The organism is Paenibacillus sp. HGH0039 (assembly GCF_000411255.1).
Classification (GTDB): Bacteria; Bacillota; Bacilli; order Paenibacillales; family NBRC-103111; genus Paenibacillus_F.
Map to the genome: position 1 here is coordinate 908,999 of NZ_KE150413.1, position 17,427 is coordinate 926,425.

General features: G+C 55.0%; 17 protein-coding genes. 12 read left to right on the plus strand and 5 right to left on the minus strand.

Translation table 11 applies throughout. The features are described 5' to 3' along the window. The 3 genes from HMPREF1207_RS18415 to HMPREF1207_RS18420 all read left to right on the plus strand — a co-directional run. Nucleotides 1-762 (plus strand): hypothetical protein (locus tag HMPREF1207_RS18415; RefSeq protein WP_196809671.1); only part of this gene is annotated, 762 nt, incomplete at its 5' end. Between the two features lie 334 nt (nucleotides 763-1,096). Next, nucleotides 1,097-1,249, plus strand: a complete 153-nt coding sequence (locus HMPREF1207_RS29890; RefSeq protein ID WP_009676193.1) for a hypothetical protein — start codon at nucleotides 1,097-1,099, stop codon at nucleotides 1,247-1,249. A 161-nt stretch (nucleotides 1,250-1,410) separates the two neighbouring features. After that, nucleotides 1,411-2,928, plus strand: coding sequence for a WG repeat-containing protein (locus HMPREF1207_RS18420; RefSeq protein ID WP_009676135.1), 1,518 nt, complete (start codon nucleotides 1,411-1,413; stop codon nucleotides 2,926-2,928). Between the two features lie 35 nt (nucleotides 2,929-2,963). Here HMPREF1207_RS18420 and HMPREF1207_RS18425 read toward each other — a convergent pair whose 3' ends face one another. Continuing rightward, nucleotides 2,964-4,079, minus strand: a complete 1,116-nt coding sequence (locus tag HMPREF1207_RS18425; RefSeq protein ID WP_009676212.1) for a DUF2161 family putative PD-(D/E)XK-type phosphodiesterase — start codon at nucleotides 4,077-4,079, stop codon at nucleotides 2,964-2,966. Between the two features lie 255 nt (nucleotides 4,080-4,334). Between HMPREF1207_RS18425 and HMPREF1207_RS18430 the strand changes: the two genes are divergently transcribed. The 5 genes from HMPREF1207_RS18430 (at nucleotide 4,335) to HMPREF1207_RS18450 (ending at nucleotide 9,768) form a co-directional block, all read left to right on the plus strand. Next, a complete protein-coding gene (locus tag HMPREF1207_RS18430; protein WP_009676078.1) occupies nucleotides 4,335-6,230 on the plus strand; it encodes a PrkA family serine protein kinase in 1,896 nt (631 codons plus the stop codon). Between the two features lie 206 nt (nucleotides 6,231-6,436). After that, nucleotides 6,437-7,825, plus strand: coding sequence for an MATE family efflux transporter (locus tag HMPREF1207_RS18435; RefSeq protein ID WP_009676155.1), 1,389 nt, complete (start codon nucleotides 6,437-6,439; stop codon nucleotides 7,823-7,825). Between the two features lie 176 nt (nucleotides 7,826-8,001). Continuing rightward, nucleotides 8,002-8,397: a hypothetical protein gene (locus tag HMPREF1207_RS18440; protein WP_016423873.1), complete on the plus strand. Its 396-nt coding sequence runs from the start codon at nucleotides 8,002-8,004 to the stop codon at nucleotides 8,395-8,397. Between the two features lie 168 nt (nucleotides 8,398-8,565). Then, a complete protein-coding gene (locus HMPREF1207_RS18445; RefSeq protein ID WP_009676200.1) occupies nucleotides 8,566-8,832 on the plus strand; it encodes a hypothetical protein in 267 nt (88 codons plus the stop codon). Between the two features lie 159 nt (nucleotides 8,833-8,991). Next, entirely contained in the window at nucleotides 8,992-9,768 is a 777-nt protein-coding gene (locus HMPREF1207_RS18450) for a class I SAM-dependent methyltransferase (RefSeq protein WP_009676180.1), read from the plus strand. A 126-nt stretch (nucleotides 9,769-9,894) separates the two neighbouring features. On the opposite strand, the gene HMPREF1207_RS18455 is transcribed toward HMPREF1207_RS18450, so the two are convergent. Then, nucleotides 9,895-10,962 carry a LacI family DNA-binding transcriptional regulator gene (locus HMPREF1207_RS18455; RefSeq protein WP_009676192.1) on the minus strand — a complete coding sequence of 356 codons (1,068 nt, stop codon included), beginning with the start codon at nucleotides 10,960-10,962 and terminating at the stop codon, nucleotides 9,895-9,897. A 217-nt stretch (nucleotides 10,963-11,179) separates the two neighbouring features. Here HMPREF1207_RS18455 and HMPREF1207_RS18460 point away from each other — a divergent pair, with 217 nt between their 5' ends. The 3 genes from HMPREF1207_RS18460 to HMPREF1207_RS18470 all read left to right on the plus strand — a co-directional run bounded on the left by HMPREF1207_RS18460 (nucleotide 11,180) and on the right by HMPREF1207_RS18470 (nucleotide 14,202). Beyond that, entirely contained in the window at nucleotides 11,180-11,995 is an 816-nt protein-coding gene (locus HMPREF1207_RS18460) for a DUF817 domain-containing protein (RefSeq protein ID WP_009676167.1), read from the plus strand. A gap of 3 nt (nucleotides 11,996-11,998) precedes the next feature. Beyond that, nucleotides 11,999-13,342: an MATE family efflux transporter gene (locus HMPREF1207_RS18465; RefSeq protein WP_009676093.1), complete on the plus strand. Its 1,344-nt coding sequence runs from the start codon at nucleotides 11,999-12,001 to the stop codon at nucleotides 13,340-13,342. Nucleotides 13,343-13,503: 161 nt separating this feature from the next. Next, nucleotides 13,504-14,202, plus strand: coding sequence for a lysoplasmalogenase family protein (locus HMPREF1207_RS18470; RefSeq protein WP_009676112.1), 699 nt, complete (start codon nucleotides 13,504-13,506; stop codon nucleotides 14,200-14,202). Here the strand turns inward: HMPREF1207_RS18470 and HMPREF1207_RS18475 are convergent. The 3 genes from HMPREF1207_RS18475 to HMPREF1207_RS18485 form a co-directional block, all read right to left on the minus strand. Next, nucleotides 14,192-14,926 (minus strand): hypothetical protein, encoded by a 735-nt coding sequence (locus HMPREF1207_RS18475; protein WP_009676070.1) that lies wholly within the window; start codon nucleotides 14,924-14,926, stop codon nucleotides 14,192-14,194. The two genes, HMPREF1207_RS18470 and HMPREF1207_RS18475, sit on opposite strands and share 11 nt — an antisense overlap. Before the next feature lie 86 nt (nucleotides 14,927-15,012). Continuing rightward, entirely contained in the window at nucleotides 15,013-16,095 is a 1,083-nt protein-coding gene (locus HMPREF1207_RS18480) for a hypothetical protein (RefSeq protein ID WP_009676181.1), read from the minus strand. Nucleotides 16,096-16,126: 31 nt separating this feature from the next. Next, the gene (locus tag HMPREF1207_RS18485; protein WP_009676087.1) at nucleotides 16,127-16,930 is read right to left on the minus strand and encodes a MerR family transcriptional regulator; all 804 of its coding nucleotides are present in this window, start codon (nucleotides 16,928-16,930) and stop codon (nucleotides 16,127-16,129) included. 277 nt (nucleotides 16,931-17,207) lie between these two features. Here HMPREF1207_RS18485 and HMPREF1207_RS30345 point away from each other — a divergent pair, with 277 nt between their 5' ends. Beyond that, entirely contained in the window at nucleotides 17,208-17,333 is a 126-nt protein-coding gene (locus tag HMPREF1207_RS30345) for a DUF6254 family protein (protein ID WP_009676143.1), read from the plus strand. The last annotated feature ends 94 nt before the right edge of the window (nucleotides 17,334-17,427 follow it).

A 17,427-nucleotide genomic window follows, 5' to 3' on the forward strand; every position in this document is an offset into this window, starting at 1 on the left:
ACGCCGAACATTCCAACATCAGTACCGACCGTTCCTACGCCGAACATTCCCACTCCTTGGTCGGTAGGTGGTAACGTTACAAAACAAGTAGCAAGCGTTTTTAATAAATTGAACGGCCAAGTTGTAGAACAAGCAAATATGGTTACGAAAGAAGCAAAAGAGAGAGCCCGGCAAGAGTGGGAAAATCTGAAAACGGAAGTTCAATCACAAGTTATGCAAGAAGTTCAAAATCAATTTGAAAGTTTGAAGCAAGAAGCCATAAATGCAGGAATGGATTACGTTCACACTAACTTCGGAGAATTGGAAAGTTTCGCGAATCAAGCGATTGAGTGGGGAATGGAGATACGTGATGCCATCGAAAGAATAAGAGAGATGATCAGAATGATAAGGAGTCTCCTGGAAAACTTTAACAAACATTGCAACACTCCTTACTCTACGCCCATTAACCTGATCTCTGTTAATATACCGGTAATCAATAAGTCGTACGAAGTGCGATTGGAACTATGCTATCCGTTTAACCCTGCTACAATTGGTCAAAATATTATGCAAAAATGCCAGGAGACAACTATTCGGCAAGCCTCCGAGACCATTATGCAAGGGGTCATTATAGGAGCTGCTTCCGGAGGAACAGGCATAATTCCGGCACTTTCAGAATCATTTTCCAGAGCAATGAGTGAAGCCCCCGGAGTATTTGCAAGTTGCATACAAAAGGAATTTCAACAAGCTCTCGGAAAAATTGAGTTATTTGTAATCATGGGATAACAGTTAAAGAAGCTACGTTAGGAATTAGAAGGTCGTTTCCCTTCGAATTCAGTCGATCAAAGTGTTTATCTGTCGTGTGCATAGGCATCTTTTCATATAACCAGCGCCCGGCGTCCACAAGTTCCCCCCCCCCCGGTAAAAAAGAGTCTTCCCCGGTGCGCTCTAAGCCGGACGAAGGCTCTTTTCGCATCTGGTACGGCGGGGTAAGCTGCAGGGAAACAAGCGGGAAGCCGCGCCTACGTGATGATTCGCAGATTTTGAAAACGTCGTGCGTAATATCTAGAAAAGATGTATTATATTTCTATAATACGATTGATTTAATGAGGTGAATGTTGTGATAGAACGCTCGAATCTGAACTTGAAGAGGGAGAAAAACCCATGGAGCCTGACGATCCGGCTGCTCAATATTTTGCTGATACTGGTTATATTGGGTATTGCGCTTTATTTGGGCTTATGGATTGTCACCATACTTGGAATCAACATATAGGGGCAAGGGGCTTCTTGGAGAGAAGCCTTTTTTTATGCAATGAATTTCTCCTCTATTCAAAAAATGGGGATTCGTATATGCTGAGATAGTAAATTTTACCCAATTGCTAGAGCGGGCGTAAAATTTGCTGCTTGTAAAATGTCTATGGGGGAATTTTTCGAATGAGAAAGCTTGTCAGTTTTTTATTTGTTTTTACGTTAGTTTTCAGTATGATGGCCGTTACAAATGCAAACGAAGCTTCAGGCAGCGGGAGTGTTCCACAACCTGAGTATCTGCCATATGCAGAGGTAGGCGTTCTATCGGAAGGACTAGCCTGGTATATGGAAGCCGGGGAAGAGACCGATTCTTTCGGATTCATCGATACATCCGGGAAAATCGTGATCAAGGCCCGGTTTGAAGCTGCGGGAATATTTCATGACGGGCTGGCTCCCGTCCGAATCGATGGATTATGGGGATATGTCGATAAAACCGGACAGTTTGCTGTGCCACCTATTTATACGGGAGTGGGAAGAGTATTTGAAGAGGGGTTTGCCCAAGTAGTAAAAGATGATAAATGGGGGTATGTGGATAAAACCGGAAAAGAAGTGATTGCGTTTGATTATGAGGATACCAACCCGTTTAATAACGGGCTTGCTCCCGTGAAAAAAAATGAAAAATACGGTTACATAAATAAAGAGGGCAAAGAGGTCGTTCCGTTCCGATACGAAGCCGCTTCAGTTTTTAGTGAGGGAAGGGCTATGGTTAAGATCAAGGACAAGTGGGGCGTTATCGACCAAAACGGCATAGAAATCGAAAAGCCAAAGTTTGAGGAAGCTTTTCCGTACAGCCGCGGCTTGGCAGCTGTCAAACATGAAGGAAAGTGGGGATACATCGATTTGTCGGGTAGAGAAGTCATCCGAGCACATTATGATGAAGCCCGCCCCTTCCAAGAAGGTGATCTGGCGCCCGTTCAAATCGACGGCAAATGGGGGTATGTAAATAAAGAGGATACGATGATCATCCAGCCGCAATTCATTGATGTATATACTGTTTTTTCTGAGGGACTTGCCTTGGTGTCCATCGAAAACGAAGATGAAAATGAAATGTTAGGCTACATTGATCAAACGGGAAAAGCCGTTGTGCCTTATAGCTATGATTTGCTGGGTTCCTCTTTTAGCGGTGGTCTTGCTACCGTAGCGGACGGCGGACAAGGAAGTTTTTATTTTATGCCGAATCCGCTGAATGTCCAAACTCAGGAGCCGCAAACTCAATCCGCTTTGCCTTCAGCGTCCAAAGTAATGATAAACGGCCGGGAAGTTTCCCCGGAGGCTTATAACATCGGCGGGAACAATTTTTTCAAGCTGCGCGATTTGGCCATGCTGTTGAACGGGTCGGACAAAGGGTTTGAAGTCGGCTGGGATCAAGATGCCAAGGTTATTCGCCTCATCACATCAAAAGCTTACACCGAAGTGGGGGGAGAACTTGCCGCAACCGGCCAGCATTCCGTCAAGCAGGCGGCCCCGGCTACGGCAAAGCTGCTTGTAAACTCGGAGGAGGCCCGCTTCACAGCTTATACACTCGATGGCAACAATTATTTCAAACTTCGGGATCTTGCTCAAGCGCTTGATTTTAACGTTTCGTGGGATGCTGCCTCAAACGCTTTAACGATCGATACGAAATCCGGCTACCAGCCTGAGTAAGATGACATAGAAACAGATTCAACAAGAAAGGAGGCTCACGTCGAGCCTCCTTTCTTTGCTTTGGCTGATTTCCTTCTCCGATTGGGTACTTCCTGCAAGCCGGACATGTCCGTCAGATCGGGTTTGCCAGCCTGACCGGCCGCGCCGCGCTGACCCGTTTCGCTCAGCAGGCCCAGCGGGTCCGGAGGCTTCGACACGTCCTGTGCGTCACGCACGTCCGCAGATCGCGGCACGCCCAGAAGCTCTGCCGTAGCGGCCACTCCCGCCCCCGGCCGCTCGTTCAGCTCGGGCGGCTCCTGCAGTCGGCCGCGCGTGGTCGGTCCTGTCCCGGCAGCCGCTTCACGCTCGTCCGCCGCGTCCGCCGCTTCCTTCGGCCGAGAATGCTCGCCCGATTCCGGCAGTCCGGCTTCCGGGGCCGCGTCCGCCTCGCGGGGCACAAAGTGCGCCGCCACGTGGGCGAACGTGTCCAGCGCTTCTTCGCCCGAGCGCGTCAGCCCGTACAGCCCGCGCCTGACGCGCGTGAACCAGCCGTACACGTTGCGCTGGAGCAGGGCCGCCGTCTTGGCGTTGCCCGTAAGCTCGCGCAGTCGGCGCGGAGGGAGCGGTCCCTGCTCGCGGAGCAGCAGGGCGCAGTGCAGCGCCTTCTCGCGGTAAGCCGTGACGAGCTTGAGCCCGCGGCTGCCGCCGACGTTGTAGTCGGCGCTGCGCTCGCGGAACTCGCCGAGCACGCGCTCCGCGGCGCGTTTTCGCACGGACGTCTTCCGCGCGGGAGCGGCGTCGCCGAAGCCCGGCGGCTCGCACACCACCTCGACGGCGGGCTTCTTCGTTTTGTAGAACTGCACCGTGATGAGTCCGAGACCGAGCCGGCCGCACAGCTTGCGGATGTCCGCCCAGGTCATCCGGTGGGGGACACGTCCTTTGGCAGGAAGCTCGATCGCGATGTAGACGCGGTGCGTCACGTCCTGCCGCCGGAGTCCCTGAATCAGCAGGGGGACGGTCAGGCTGCGTTTGAGCTCGACGACGACGGGCGGCTCACCTTCCAGGACGGCGACGAGATCGCAGTGCCGCACTTCTCCCCGGACGTCGTAGCCGAGCTTCTCCCAGTAGGCTTTAACCGGGCCGTACAGCTCCGTTTCGCTCCGAATCGCCACTGTTTTATGCGCTCCCTTCCTTCTTAAACGGTTTTTCCGGTTTCTTGATTATAGCATGAAAAAGACGTGCGGGACGGGTACCGGCGGCAAAGACTTCCACCGATCTCCCACCGGTTGTGAGGCTTGTTTTTCCTTTGTTCCTGTACAAATTTAGTGGCAAGAATTGTCCTTGGACCGCATAGGATTGTAGTACCCTAAAATCACTATCACGAGCTATCCGCTCTTTTGAGGCAATGGCAGTGAGAGGAGGTACCCATGGATATTTTCAAACGCATCACGGAGCACCGGACCGAGAAGGAACAGCTTGCATGGTCGGGCACGCTCCGGGAGTATCTCGAGCTCGTGCGGCAAAATCCGGGTCTAGCGATGACAGCCCATGCGCGTGTATATGAGATGATCGCTTCTCACGGCATCCAACAGAACGACGGGCACGCCCGGTACAACTTTTTCGACCAGGAGATCTTTGGGCTCGACCGCGCAGTCGAAAAGCTGGTGGAGGAGTATTTCCACTCCGCCGCACGGCGTCTGGATGTCCGCAAACGGATTTTGCTGCTGATGGGGCCGGTAAGTGGAGGCAAGTCGACGATCGTAACGCTGCTGAAGAGGGGTTTGGAGCAGTTCTCCAAGACAGACCGGGGAGCCGTCTATGCGATTAAAGGCTGCCCGATGCACGAAGATCCGTTTCACCTCATTCCAAGTGAATTGAGGCCGGAAATAGAGGCCGAGCTGGGTATCCGCATCGAAGGGAACTTGTGCCCGTCCTGCCAGCTCAGGCTGAAAACCGAATACGGCGGCAACATCGAGAACGTGCTGGTCGAGCGGGTGCTGATCTCCGAGGACGACCGGGTGGGGATAGGCACGTTCAGTCCGTCCGATCCGAAGTCCCAGGATATTGCGGACTTGACCGGAAGCATCGATTTTTCCACGATCACGGAGTACGGCTCCGAATCGGACCCGCGCGCCTACCGTTTCGACGGGGAACTGAACAAGGCGAACCGCGGACTAATGGAGTTTCAGGAAATGCTGAAGTGCGACGAGAAATTTCTCTGGAATCTGCTGTCCCTGACGCAGGAGGGCAATTTCAAAGCGGGCCGCTTCGCGCTTATCTCGGCGGATGAGCTGATTGTGGCGCATACGAACGAATCCGAGTACAAGGCGTTTATCGCGAACAAAAAGAACGAGGCTCTCCAGTCGCGGATGATTGTCATGCCGATTCCTTATAATCTGAAGGTAACGGACGAAGAGAAAATTTACACGAAGCTTATCAAGCAGAGCGACATGTCGCATATCCATATTGCGCCGCACGCGCTGCGGGCCGCCGCTATTTTCTCCATTCTGACACGGCTTAAGGAAACGAAGAAACAGGGCATGGATCTCGTGAAAAAAATGCGGATGTACGACGGCGAAGCCGTGGAAGGCTACAAGGATGCGGACCTGAAAGAGATGCAGAACGAGTATCTGGAAGAAGGAATGAGCGGCATTGATCCCCGCTATGTCATCAACCGGATTTCCAGCGCGCTCATCCGCCACGATCTTCAGTGCATCAACGGACTCGATGTGCTGCGGGCGCTGAAGGAAGGACTGGACCAGCATCCGTCCATCACCCGGGACGAACGGGAGCGGTACCTCAACTTTATTTCGGTCGCCCGCAAAGAGTACGACGATATCGCGAAGAAGGAAGTGCAGAAAGCGTTCGTGTACTCGTTCGACGAGTCGGCCAAAACTCTGTTCGATAACTATCTCGACAATATCGAGGCATACTCCAACTGGGGCAAAATCAAAGACCCTCTGACCGGGGAGGAGATGGACCCCGACGAGCGTCTCATGCGTTCGATCGAGGAGCAGATCGGCATTTCCGAAAATGCGAAGAAGGCGTTCCGCGAAGAAATTCAGATCCGGATTTCGTCTTACTCCCGCAAAGGGAAGAAGTTCGATTACAGCACGCATGAACGGCTGCGCGAAGCGATTGAGAAGAAGCTGTTCACCGATCTGAAGGATATCGTCAAAATTACGACCTCCACCAAGACGCCGGACGAAAGACAGCTGAAGAAAATCAACGAAGTGACCCGGCAGCTGATTGACGGGCACGGCTACTGCCCGGTTTGCGCGAACGAGCTGCTGCGGTATGTCGGCAGTCTCTTGAACCGGTAATTTTTTTCTTAAACCAAGATAACCGAAGAATACCGCCTAACCATCGTGAATTGACGAGGTAGGCGGTTTCTGTTGTCCGCACAGGAACTTCGCTATCCGGGTTTAGGCTATGGTAACATTAGGATATCGGTTTGCTGCGGTTGGTTTGATTCCCGAGAGGGAATCATACAGGCGCGGCTCATTTTATTAGGAGGAAGCACCCCGCCATGGCGAAAAACGAAGCACAAATGGATTTGACCCAAGGCCCGATTGCGAGAAAATTGCTCCTGTTCTCCCTGCCCGTGCTGTACGGGAATGTGCTGCAATCACTGAACGGGACGGTTAACAGCATCTGGGTCGGTAAATTTTTGGGTGAAAGCGCTTTTGCGGCTACATCCAATGCGAACAATGTCATGTTTCTTATGCTCAGTTCCATTTTCGGCATAGGAATGGCATCCACGATTATGATCGGGCAGAGCATCGGAGCGGGCGATACCGCCCAGGCGAAGCGGGTGGTGGGAGCGAGCGCCCTGTTCTTCTTCACCCTTTCGCTGGTCGTAGGTCTCCTGGGCGTGCTTTTGTCCCCGCAAATTTTGCAGTGGATGCACACTCCCGCGGATGCGATGGACATGGCCAACGCTTATCTGAGAATTATTTTTATGAGCATGCCGTTTATGTTCTGCTATAACATGATTATGACGATCCTGCGCGGCGCGGGGGATTCCAAAACGCCCTTCCGGTTTCTCGTGCTGTCCATCATTCTGGATATCGCGCTGAATCCGCTGCTTATTTTCGGCTGGGGTCCGATCCCCGCTCTCGGCATTTCGGGCTCCGCGCTGGCTACGGGCATCTCGCAGCTTGTCGCTCTCGTCGCTATATTAGGGTCGCTGTACCGGAAAAAATATTTTCTCCGCATTACGCGCGAAGACCGGCATCTGCTGCGCTTCGACGGGGCCATCATCGGATCGCTGGTAAAGAAAGGCGTTCCCATGGGGCTTCAAATGATCGTGGTTTCGACAAGCTCGCTGGCTATGATCAACCTCGTAAACCGGTTCGGATCGGAGGCGACGGCGGCCTACGGGGCGGCGATCCAGTTGTCTTCTTACATCCAGATGCCGGCTATGGCGATCGGCGGAGCCGTTTCGTCGTTTGCGGCCCAGAACGTGGGCGCGGGCAGGTGGGACCGGGTGCACCGCGTAACGGGCGTCGGGGTCATGTACAATGTCCTGATGACGGGCGTTCTCGTCTGCCTGATCTATTTGTTCAACCGCAGCGCCCTGAGCCTGTTCCTGCCGGAAGGCCAGGCCATCGAAATCGGCATGCGGATCAACCTGCTGACGCTTTGGAGTTTTATCATTTTCGGCATTACCTTCGTGGTCTCGGGTGTCGTGCGTTCGACGGGGGCCGTCATGTTCCCGCTTCTGATCACGTTCCTGGCGCTTTGGTGCGTGCGCATCCCGCTCTCGTATTATCTGGCCGATTCCTACGGTCTGGATGCCGTATGGTGGAGTTTTCCGGTCGGATTTACACTGGGTTCCCTCCTTTCGGTCGCCTACTATTTCTGGGGCAATTGGAAAAAAGCAAGCATGCTCGCCGGCGGCGTTCAAAAAGCGTAGCGTCCGCTGCGTCTGTCCCCTTTTCCAAGCTAAATTCCATAGGCTACATTCATCCGGATTTATCTAGGCAGGCGCCCAAGTTTGGGCGCTTTTCTCACGTTCTGGGCATCTGTTCATACGATGTGTTAGATGCAAAATGCCTTTGGGCACAACATACAGAGGGTGAGGGATTGCTTATGACATTTGAAACTCAAGGTCAGGGCACATACGGTCAGGACATGTACAGTCAGGGCACATACAGCCAGGACATATACGGTCAAGGCACATACGGCCTGCAGCAGGAATGGAACCAAAACGAATGGAGTAGTACGGAAGCGGAAGAAGAAGCGCGTAAGCAGGGAGAATACGAAAGTCCCGCCGGTTATCACGGAGGTCAGGGCGGCTACCATTGGGGCCAAGGCGGTTATCATGACGGCGGTTACCATGGCGGTTACCATGGAGGTCACCACGGAGGTCACCACGGCGGCTATCCTTACTATCCCTATTATCCGTACTACCCGCAGTCTTACTACCCGTACTATCCGCCTTACTACAACTATCCTCCCTACTATCCGTATCCTTATAAAAGATAACGAAAAGGATATAGGCATAAGGCCGCAGCAGGCTGTCCGCGGAAGCGGGCGGCCTTCCTTTCTTCAGGCGGACAACAGGGGGAAAGGACGGAAGAGGGAGATTCTATTGAACAAATGAAGTATAATAGAGACATAACCCGTAATCGGACAAGATAAGGATGGTCGCTTGTGCTTAGATCAATTTCGGATACGTTATTTTTACTGGCTTTAATTCTGCTCATTGTGTCGGCAATCGTGAGCGGCATCGGTTTCCAGGCTTTTACGATGAGAAGAAAAGACAATGACCCGCGTCAAATCGAGGTCCCTAACAAGCAAAAGCAGCTCGAAAAGCAGAACAAAGGCATGGCCGGATTCATTCGTTCCAAAATCACGCTGACGGCGGTCGTGTTTGCTTTGGTGTCTGTCGTTTTGTCCTATTTGGAGCGGTATGTGTAAAATAAAGAAACAAATCCGCAGGCGTAGAAATGCGCTTGTCCGGGATTTGTTTATAGGTATAAACTATAATGAAAGTAGTTTTTGTGTATTAGACATTATAAGTGTTTCTCTTCATACTGAATGTACTACCCGCACAGACGGGAACGGGAGGCGTTCGGAATGAAGGAAGCGGAACAGGGAAAATGGGACGCGGGGCATTATGACACGCAGATGCATTTCGTATCCAAGTTAGGCAAAGGAGTGGTGGAGCTGTTAAACCCGGCGGCGGGGGAATCGATTCTCGATCTGGGCTGCGGAACGGGCAGTCTGGCTCATGAAATGGCCCTTCTCGGCGCGAAAGTGACGGGCGTGGATTTCTCGGAGACGATGATCGAGGAGGCGAGGCAGAAGTATCCGGAGCTTGCTTTTGAGGTGGGGGATGCGAGGACATACCGGAGCGGCCGGACGTTCGACGCGGTATTCTCCAACGCCGCGCTGCACTGGGTCCCGCAGGCCGATGAAGCCGCGCGGACGGTAGCGGAAGCGCTGCGGCCGGGAGGGCGGTTCGCGGCCGAATTCGGCGGCTTCGGCAACGTGGCCCGGATCGAGCGGGCGATCCACGAGGCCGTTCGCGAAGCCGGGATCGATCCCGAGCCGCGAAACCCCTGGTATTTCCCGACTATCGGGGAATATACGGGCGTGCTGGAGAGGGCCGGGCTCGATGTCCGCTGCGCGGAGCTCTTTGACCGGCCGACGCCGCTGCCGGGAGGAGAGCAGGCCATCCGGCACTGGCTGCATGCGTTTGCCGGCAGCTTCTTCGCCGGAATCGACGCGGCGACGCAGGAGCGCATCACGCAGGGCGTGGAGGAGCGTCTGCGCCCCGCGCTGTTCCGGGACGGCGTCTGGACCGGCGATTACTGCCGGATCCGGGTGCTGGCCCGGAAGCCGCTGGGCTGAGGCGGGCGGGGGCCGGCAGGCCGAAGGGCGCGCTCTCCGCGTGAAGCTCGCGGCAGGCACACCGTGCACAGGTCCGCGCCGCAAGATTCGCCGCGGCTGTGCTCGCGCCCGCGGCATGCGCCCGCGCTAGCCCGACGCCCGCGCGATAAACTCCGGCGCGAGGACGATCTTCTCGTGAGCGCGGCCGGGATGGCGCTTGCGGTAGAGGAGCGTCTCTACCGCCCGGATGCCGAGGAGCTCCTTGCTCAGCTCGACCGTGCTGAGCGCAGGCGACGAAGCGGCCGCCGCTTCGATGTTGTCGAAACCGATCACGCGGCACTGTCCGGGGATGTCGAAGCCCCGCTGCTTGAGCAGAGCCATCAGCCGCAGCGCAATGTGATCGTTCGCGCAGATGAAGCCGTCCGGCAGCTCGCTCGTGGAGACGGCGCCCACACGGACCGCCAGATCGTGGGGCCACGTCGGACTCAAGTAAGGCACGTTCCACTTGCTCAGGCAGACGGAACGGCCGGATTCCGCCGCTTCCTCGGAGGCAATCCGGCAGCCTAACGCGCGTTCCCTGAAGCTGACGGAGAAGGAGTCGCTCCCCACGAAAACGAGCGAGTCGCAGCCTTCCCGCAGAAGCTGCTTGGTCGCGGCCACTGCGGCGTCGACATTGCTGTTGACGACGCAGTCCACGTTAACGAGCGGCTCCTCGTGGTCCACGAGCACGAGCGGCAGTCCGGTCTGCTGCAGGGAGATGACGGCCCGCGTCGAAAAGGTGCCGAGCAGAATGTGGCCCATACAGCGTGCAGGGTCCAAAAATCCCGGCATGGCCAACTCGTCTTCCCGGTGAGGCGGGACGGAAATCAACATATAGTGTGCTTGGAGGTCGCGGCACGTTTGAGCGAGGCCGTCGATGACCTTCGGCCAGAAGAACGGGTCCTGCTGCTTGGCGCTGTGTATCCATACCAGCATATAAGGATCGGAGGAAGAAGAGGTTATTTCTTTTCTTCTGCCATCCCACTCCTGGAAAAGTCCGGCCGCGGCCGGGCTTTTGTTGATTTTTTTCCGGTAGCCCATAGTCCGGGCGGTTTCCATGATTTTCAGCCGCGTTTCGTCGCTGACCCCGTCTTTTCCTGAAAGCGCTTGTGAAACGGTGTATTTTGAAATGCCAAGCCGGTCGGCAATGTTTTGCATGGAGACGTGTTTACTCATCGTGCACCGCCTTTAAGTGGGTTCGGTTTGACAGCTCTGCCCCCTCATTTTTCCTTCAAAAAAAGGTTCTGTCAATACCCGCGGCGCAAATAGTTGCGGGATTTTTTCCGGCTTTCTTTTCTCCCTGTTTGGAAAACTTGTGCTAAACTAGCAGAGGAATGGATTCCGGGCATGCGAGGACGCCTGGAACCTCCGAAAGCTGAAGGGAGGGTTTCCCATGATTCGATCCGTACGTCACGGGATTCGGCAGCTGCTGCTTTTCGGCTGGCTGGAAGCTCTTTCGTGCCTGTTTCCCGTTCTTATTTTTATCAGTCTGGCTGTTCTGAAGACGGCAAACGTCCCCCACATGTATGACCTTATGCTGGTCATTTGTCTGCTGATTCAATGGGCGATGGTCCGGACGGGGCTTGAAACAAGGGATGAAGTGAAAGTGATCTGCCTGTTCCATCTGATCGGGCTGGCGCTGGAGATTTATAAGGTGAATATGGGCTCCTGGTCGTATCCGGAGGAAGCCTGGACGAAAGTATGGGGCGTACCGCTTTACAGCGGGTTTATGTACGCGAGCGTGGCGAGTTATTTGTGCCAGGCCTGGCGGAGATTGCATGTGGAGCTGACCCGCTGGCCTTCGCCTTGGTTTGCGGTTCCGCTCGGAGCCGCGATCTATCTGAATTTTATGACCCACCATTATATCTGGGATTTGCGCTGGGTGCTGACCGTGCTGCTGTTCGTGCTGTTTTTCCGGACTGCGGTCCTGTTTACCGTCGGCAGGAAAACGTACCGGATGCCGCTCGTCCTTTCTTTTTTTCTTATCGGCTTTTTTATTTGGCTGGCGGAAAATATCGCAACTTTCCTGGGGGCGTGGCAGTATCCGAACCAGAGGGAAAGCTGGCAGCTTGTCTCTTTCGGCAAAATGAGCTCGTGGTTCCTGCTTGTCATCGTGAGCTTTCTGATTGTCGCGCAGCTTAAGCGGGTCAAACAATCGGAAAACAAGCCTGACGGGAGGATGGTACCGGCGGCGGTTCCGGAGGAGTAGTCTATGTTTACAAATTGGGGAATGATTTTGCGGCTTGCGGTTCCGTCGATCGTGTCGTTCGCGGCCGCGACGCTGACGGGTACGATTAATTTGATGATGGTGGGCCCGATGGGAGCCCTCGTCATCGCCGCGGTAGGAATTTGCAACATTATTATGTATAACGCCTGGGCCGCCTGCTCGGGGATCGGTCACACGGTGAATTATCTTGTGGCTCAAAATTTCGGGGCTGGAGATATGAAGAAAGGCGTGGAGCGCACATACATTGCGCTTTATCTTTGCCTGGCTCTCATTGCCGTCATCCTGGCTGCGGGGTGGTTCGGAAGCGAAGGGATTCTGCGGCTGATGGGAAGCTCCGAAGAACTGGTTGCCGCAGGGAAGGAATATCTGGAGCTCCGGTTTTATGCGATGGCGTTTTCCGTGCTGAACTTTGTCCTTTTCGGGTTTCTGAGGGGAATCGGAGATACCCGGTCTCCTATGGCTCTGACGATTCTGGGGAATGCGGCGATGATTGTGTTCACCTACGGGTTGACGTACGGTCATCTCGGGTTTCCCGAGCTAGGGCTTCCGGGCGCGGGGCTGGCCGTTCTGATCGGGGAAGCCATCTGCAGTATCGGCTCCGTGTATATCGTGTTTTTCCGGCTGCATGACAAATACCGGACCCGCACGCGGGTCAAACTGGACCGCAGGGAAGCCCGCCTGATTGCAGGCGAAAGCGGGAAGCTCGGCATGCAGGAATTTGCGATGAGCCTGGCGATGTTCGTCTTCACGATGTTCGTGACCCGCCTGGGGACGGAGGCGCTGGCCGCCAACGAGATTGCCCTGAACGTGATGGCGCTCGGCTTCATGCCGGCTTTCGCCTTCGCCTCCACGGCGACGATCCTCGTCGGGCGCGAGGTCGGCAAGCACCGGCCCGACCTGGCCCGCCGGTACGGCACCGACACGGCGGTGCTCGGCAGCATCTGCCTGCTGGTCCTGGGTGCGGTGGAATTCGTTTTCGCGGTTCCGATCGCGAGGCTGTATTCCCAGGACCCGGAGGTTTACGCGCTTGCCGCCGATCTCATCCGGATTTCCGCGTTTTTGCAGCTGTTTGACGGTCTTCTGAATTTCTACGCGGGAGGTCTGCGGGGAATCGGAGATACGACCTTTCTGCTGGGAACTTCGCTTGTGCTCAGCTGGGTCTTCTTCGTGCCGCTCGCGTATTTGCTCACCTTTGTGTGGGGATTCGGTTCGGCCGGCGCGTGGATTTCACTGTATGCGTTTATTGCCGCCTTCGGCCTTGCCGTCATGTACCGGTTCTACCGGACGGACTGGGCTGCGGTGCGGATTAAAGAGGCCGAAGGCCGCTGAATGGACGGCCGGGTTCCGGCTGTCCTTTTTTTATGGGGAAATGTGCAGCAGGGTTTGCAAGAAGGATGGGAAACGATGAAGACCCGGATTGCTCGCGGGACACGCGGGGTAAGAATAGGTAACAGCACAGGCGTGCACGGGGTGCACGGGAGGAGGGGGAAATGATGATGGGATGGCTTTGGGCCGTTCAAGTGATCTTGTTTGCCGCCGGTACCGGTCTTGGGATGTCGGATGCCCGGCGTAAAAGTACGGAGGTCCGGCTTCCGTTATGGGTGCGGATGCTGATCAGTCTGACGCTTACAGCGGCCGCTTTTGCCTTGTGGCGGGACGATCCGGCCTCTTCCTCCAAAGAGTGGATTTTCTGGGGAATGGCCTGGTCGTTCATCGGCGACTTGTCCATGGCCGGGATTATCCCCTGGAGGCATCCGATGATCGGCGGAATGCTGACGTTCGCCGTGGCGCACGTCTTCTATATCGCGGCGTTTGCGGCTGCCCTGCATCGTGAGGGACTTGACCTTATGAACGCGGGCCTGGCCGTCGCTGCCGTGTTCTACGGTCTGGTGCTGATCGCCGCCTGGCTGCTCCTGATCCGCAATCCCGACGCTCCGCGCCTGTTCAACACCGGCTCGCTCGTCTACGGCTTGTGGATCGGGGCCATGGCGTCGGCTGCGGCTGCTATGGCCTGGTCCCTTGGCGGGGCGCTCTGGCTGACGGCTGTCGGCGGGCTGCTCTTCGTCGTATCGGATACGATCATCGGGGCCGCAGCCATCGGCGGCAGGTCGCTCCGTCATCAGGGATACTGGGTCTGGCTGACATACGTGGCGGCTCAGATGTGCATCGTATACGCGTTTACCCTGTGACCCTGTCTTTAGGCAGCGACTGCACGAACCGGGCGAAGGCGGCGGTATGGTCGATTTTCTGCTTGACGGACCAGTCGTCGATGCTTTTGTTGTGGCGGGCGAACTGCTTTTCAATGGCATCGTAATCGCCGTAAAATATTCTCCCGTCCAGACCGGCCCAGTTAATGGCATGCCGATATTCCACAGGGCCGGTTTTGAACGGAACGAGGTATTCCACCAGAATATGTTTGCGCCTCAGAATCTCATATTCACTGCTTGCGACGATTTCTTCCGTGAGACAAATGTCATCTATAACGGCTCCGGACCATTGCTGGATGTTTTCGAGGTTGTATGCGTTTGTGATTCCTTTGCCGAAAATGTTTTTCTGATTCTCCGATTCGTGAACGGTGACGGGACCTTTGGAAATCGCGCCTCTGAGCGGGGCGCCCCGCTGCATAAAAAACAGCAGAGCGCTGAAAGCCGCGTTCACGATGTTCACGAACTGGACGGGCGAGGTTCCTTCCGTCCACATGATGATGCTGTCGGACACCGACAGCACTTGAATAGCGCTGGGCATGCCGAGCTCGGAGTTTACATCGTCCATCATTTTTTTCGTCCGGTTGATGTTGTGCATAATGTCGTTGGAAAAGATGGTTTGCAGGTCGAGGTGGCTGTTCTTATCCACCAGATCTTTAAAGCCGAGAATGTCCAGGAACGCCACGTAACTGTCCTCGATCGTTTTCAATTCCCACACCTCCCGCTTTAAAAAATGCCCTTTGAATTCGTCGCCTTACAAACGTTTGCCGCAATAAACCGGCTCAGCCGGCTGAATCAGGAACTGCTGCAGGACGAACTGCTGCATGAAGACGAACTGCTGCAGGACGAACTGCTGCATGACGAGCTGCTGCACGAAGACGAACTGCTGCAGGAGCTGCCGTCGGACGAGCCGCTGCATGACGAGCTGCTGCACGAAGAGCCGCTGCCGGACGAATTGCTGTCAGACGAGCCGCCGCAGTCCGAAGAGCTGCAGTTCGAGCTGCTGCAGTCCGAATCGCCGGACCCGTTGCCGCCGCTTCCCTCACGATCGTCGTCCCCGTTCAGGATGGAGTAGAATAGCAGGGCGCTGAGGGCGCCGTAACCCGCGCCGGAGAAGTCGCTCGCGTTAAATGAAGAGGCCGTCGTCCTTCCGGCCGAAGACATCCTGCGGGAGTCTCCCGCTGCAGCGGCCGGCGGGGCATTCTGGATGCCGTTGAAAAGGTGGCGCACCAACTCCTGAACGGCATCTTCATAAATGCCGATCGTATTCGGCTTGAAATAATCCCGCCGGATGCGATTCCAGTCAAAAGCGCGGGCATATGCGACAAATTCGGGGTGAAGCTTGCGCTGCCCGAACTTCCCGAGCAGTTGCTCATTTTCCGGATAGAAGCGGAACACAAGGGAGTAAACGAGCTCGAACAGGGCTCTATCGTGCTCGCCCGGTTGAAGCGCATCGCCGACATGCGGCGAATGGTGAATCATTTCCCCCAGAAGATCTCTGCAAAACTCCTGATAATCGCGGGTGAACATCAAAGCTTCGTGCCAGATTTCATCCACGGACGTGCTGTACATGCCCACATTATTCAAGTAAATATTGATCGCCAGAAAGCGTTTGAACTCCAGGAAGATCCAGGAATACTCGGTTTCGGAAATATCCGGATGCTCTTTCAGCACGCGTGCTTTTACATGGTCCCAATACCGGGCGTATTTGCCGAAAACCTCATTGAACCGGGCTTCTACCGGTTTCAGGCTGTCGTTCTCGAGCACGCCCAGCCCATACGGAGCGAAAGAGGAAAACAACTGGACAGGCGGCGTTTTTGGCTGCTTTTGCACAGGCTGTGATTTCATACTAGTAAAAAACCATTTAAAAAAAGACACGTGAAACCTCCAAAATCAGGGCGATACCTGTTTAGTTCGTTGCTTGGTTAGTTGCTTTGTTTATGGTATTGCTCGATCCAGGCTCCGGAACCGCAGCTGCTATCTGTGTGCTGTCATAGTACTCAAACGCCGCGTTAAGAAACTCCAGCAGTTCGGGTTCGAACGGGTACAGGTTCATCGGATTTTCCTCCGCGCCGTGCAGCTCCCAGTACTTGTTCATCAGAGCCTCATTGCCGTCAAAAGCCTCTAAGGCCAGCGCCGTGATCCGTGCAGCCACTTCCTGAGCGGCCGGAGAAGCCGGATCTTCGTGCATGACGGCCCTGGCCTGTGCAACCTCTTCCGTCCAGCGCGCTGTGAGGGGGTCGCCTTTGTTCAGATTAGGCAGCTTGTGAAGCAGCTTCCGTTCCTCGGCCGTGAAATGCTCGCGGATGAAGCGCTGCTTGGCCGCGGGATCTTTTTGACTGAGCCGGATCATTTGGAACATCGCGTTCCAGTTCAGGGTACCTTCTATTTGGACGGAATGGATCGTAACGCGGAGCATGCCTTCCAGTTCTTCGAGTTTCTCTTTCTCGCGCTGAACCATTCGTAGTTGATCTTCCAGGCAGGAGAGCCAGTCGGTTCCGTAGCTGTCGAGCATTTCATGGACGGTTTTTAACCCGAGTCCCATTTTTTTGAGAATCGAAATCTGTTCCAGCCGCATAACATCCTCGTCGGAGTAAAGCCGGTGGCCGCCTTCCGTGGAGCCGGAGGGCTTCAGCAGCCCGATCTGATCGTAATGGTGCAAGGTGCGCACCGTGATGTTCGCTTTACGTGCAAGTTCGCCAACGGAATACATGTCATCCCGATTTCCTTTCCCGATAGGGTTCTTTTCCTATTCTTATATCCTAAATCGTTCCAGTTCGAGCTTCAAGCTGTTTTTTATCCGGAGGCGGAGACCGGAGCCGGAAAACCGGATAAGGGAAACCGATGTTTGCAAGCGGCCGCATCCGGAAACGGATGTAAAAGTAAATCGGCCGAATAGAGCGGCCTTCCCCGGGCGAAAACTAGGGAGGCAGAGCGGAGAATCGACTCGTCGACGAACCGTACCCCTTTACGAAAAGGAGTGTCGTTTCATGACCCAATCGAAAAACCGGAAGGAAGGCTTGGCCAAAAGCCGCAAGCAAAGACAGAATCCCCACGGGAAAATCCGCTCGCTGAAAGAAATTGCCGCCGAAACTCATCAGGGAATAGAGGATTAGGAAAAAAGGTTCTGTCCGCCAAGCGGACATCTCCCTGGCAATCCGGCCTCCCGGCGGCAACGCAAAAAAGCCCGCGCATTATGCCGCGGGCTTT

Excerpts from the sequence above, each read along its gene's own strand:
- HMPREF1207_RS18450 (WP_009676180.1), top strand. The coding sequence starts at position 8,992 with ATGAAGGAAGCGGAACAGGGAAAATGGGACGCGGGGCATTATGACACG.
- HMPREF1207_RS18465 (WP_009676093.1), top strand. The coding sequence starts at position 11,999 with ATGTTTACAAATTGGGGAATGATTTTGCGGCTTGCGGTTCCGTCGATC.
- HMPREF1207_RS30345 (WP_009676143.1), top strand. The coding sequence starts at position 17,208 with ATGACCCAATCGAAAAACCGGAAGGAAGGCTTGGCCAAAAGCCGCAAG.
- HMPREF1207_RS18420 (WP_009676135.1), top strand. The coding sequence starts at position 1,411 with ATGAGAAAGCTTGTCAGTTTTTTATTTGTTTTTACGTTAGTTTTCAGT.
- HMPREF1207_RS18460 (WP_009676167.1), top strand. The coding sequence starts at position 11,180 with ATGATTCGATCCGTACGTCACGGGATTCGGCAGCTGCTGCTTTTCGGC.
- HMPREF1207_RS18455 (WP_009676192.1), bottom strand. The coding sequence starts at position 10,962 with ATGAGTAAACACGTCTCCATGCAAAACATTGCCGACCGGCTTGGCATT.
- HMPREF1207_RS18435 (WP_009676155.1), top strand. The coding sequence starts at position 6,437 with ATGGCGAAAAACGAAGCACAAATGGATTTGACCCAAGGCCCGATTGCG.
- HMPREF1207_RS18470 (WP_009676112.1), top strand. The coding sequence starts at position 13,504 with ATGATGATGGGATGGCTTTGGGCCGTTCAAGTGATCTTGTTTGCCGCC.
- HMPREF1207_RS18485 (WP_009676087.1), bottom strand. The coding sequence starts at position 16,930 with ATGTATTCCGTTGGCGAACTTGCACGTAAAGCGAACATCACGGTGCGC.
- HMPREF1207_RS18430 (WP_009676078.1), top strand. The coding sequence starts at position 4,335 with ATGGATATTTTCAAACGCATCACGGAGCACCGGACCGAGAAGGAACAG.
- HMPREF1207_RS18440 (WP_016423873.1), top strand. The coding sequence starts at position 8,002 with ATGACATTTGAAACTCAAGGTCAGGGCACATACGGTCAGGACATGTAC.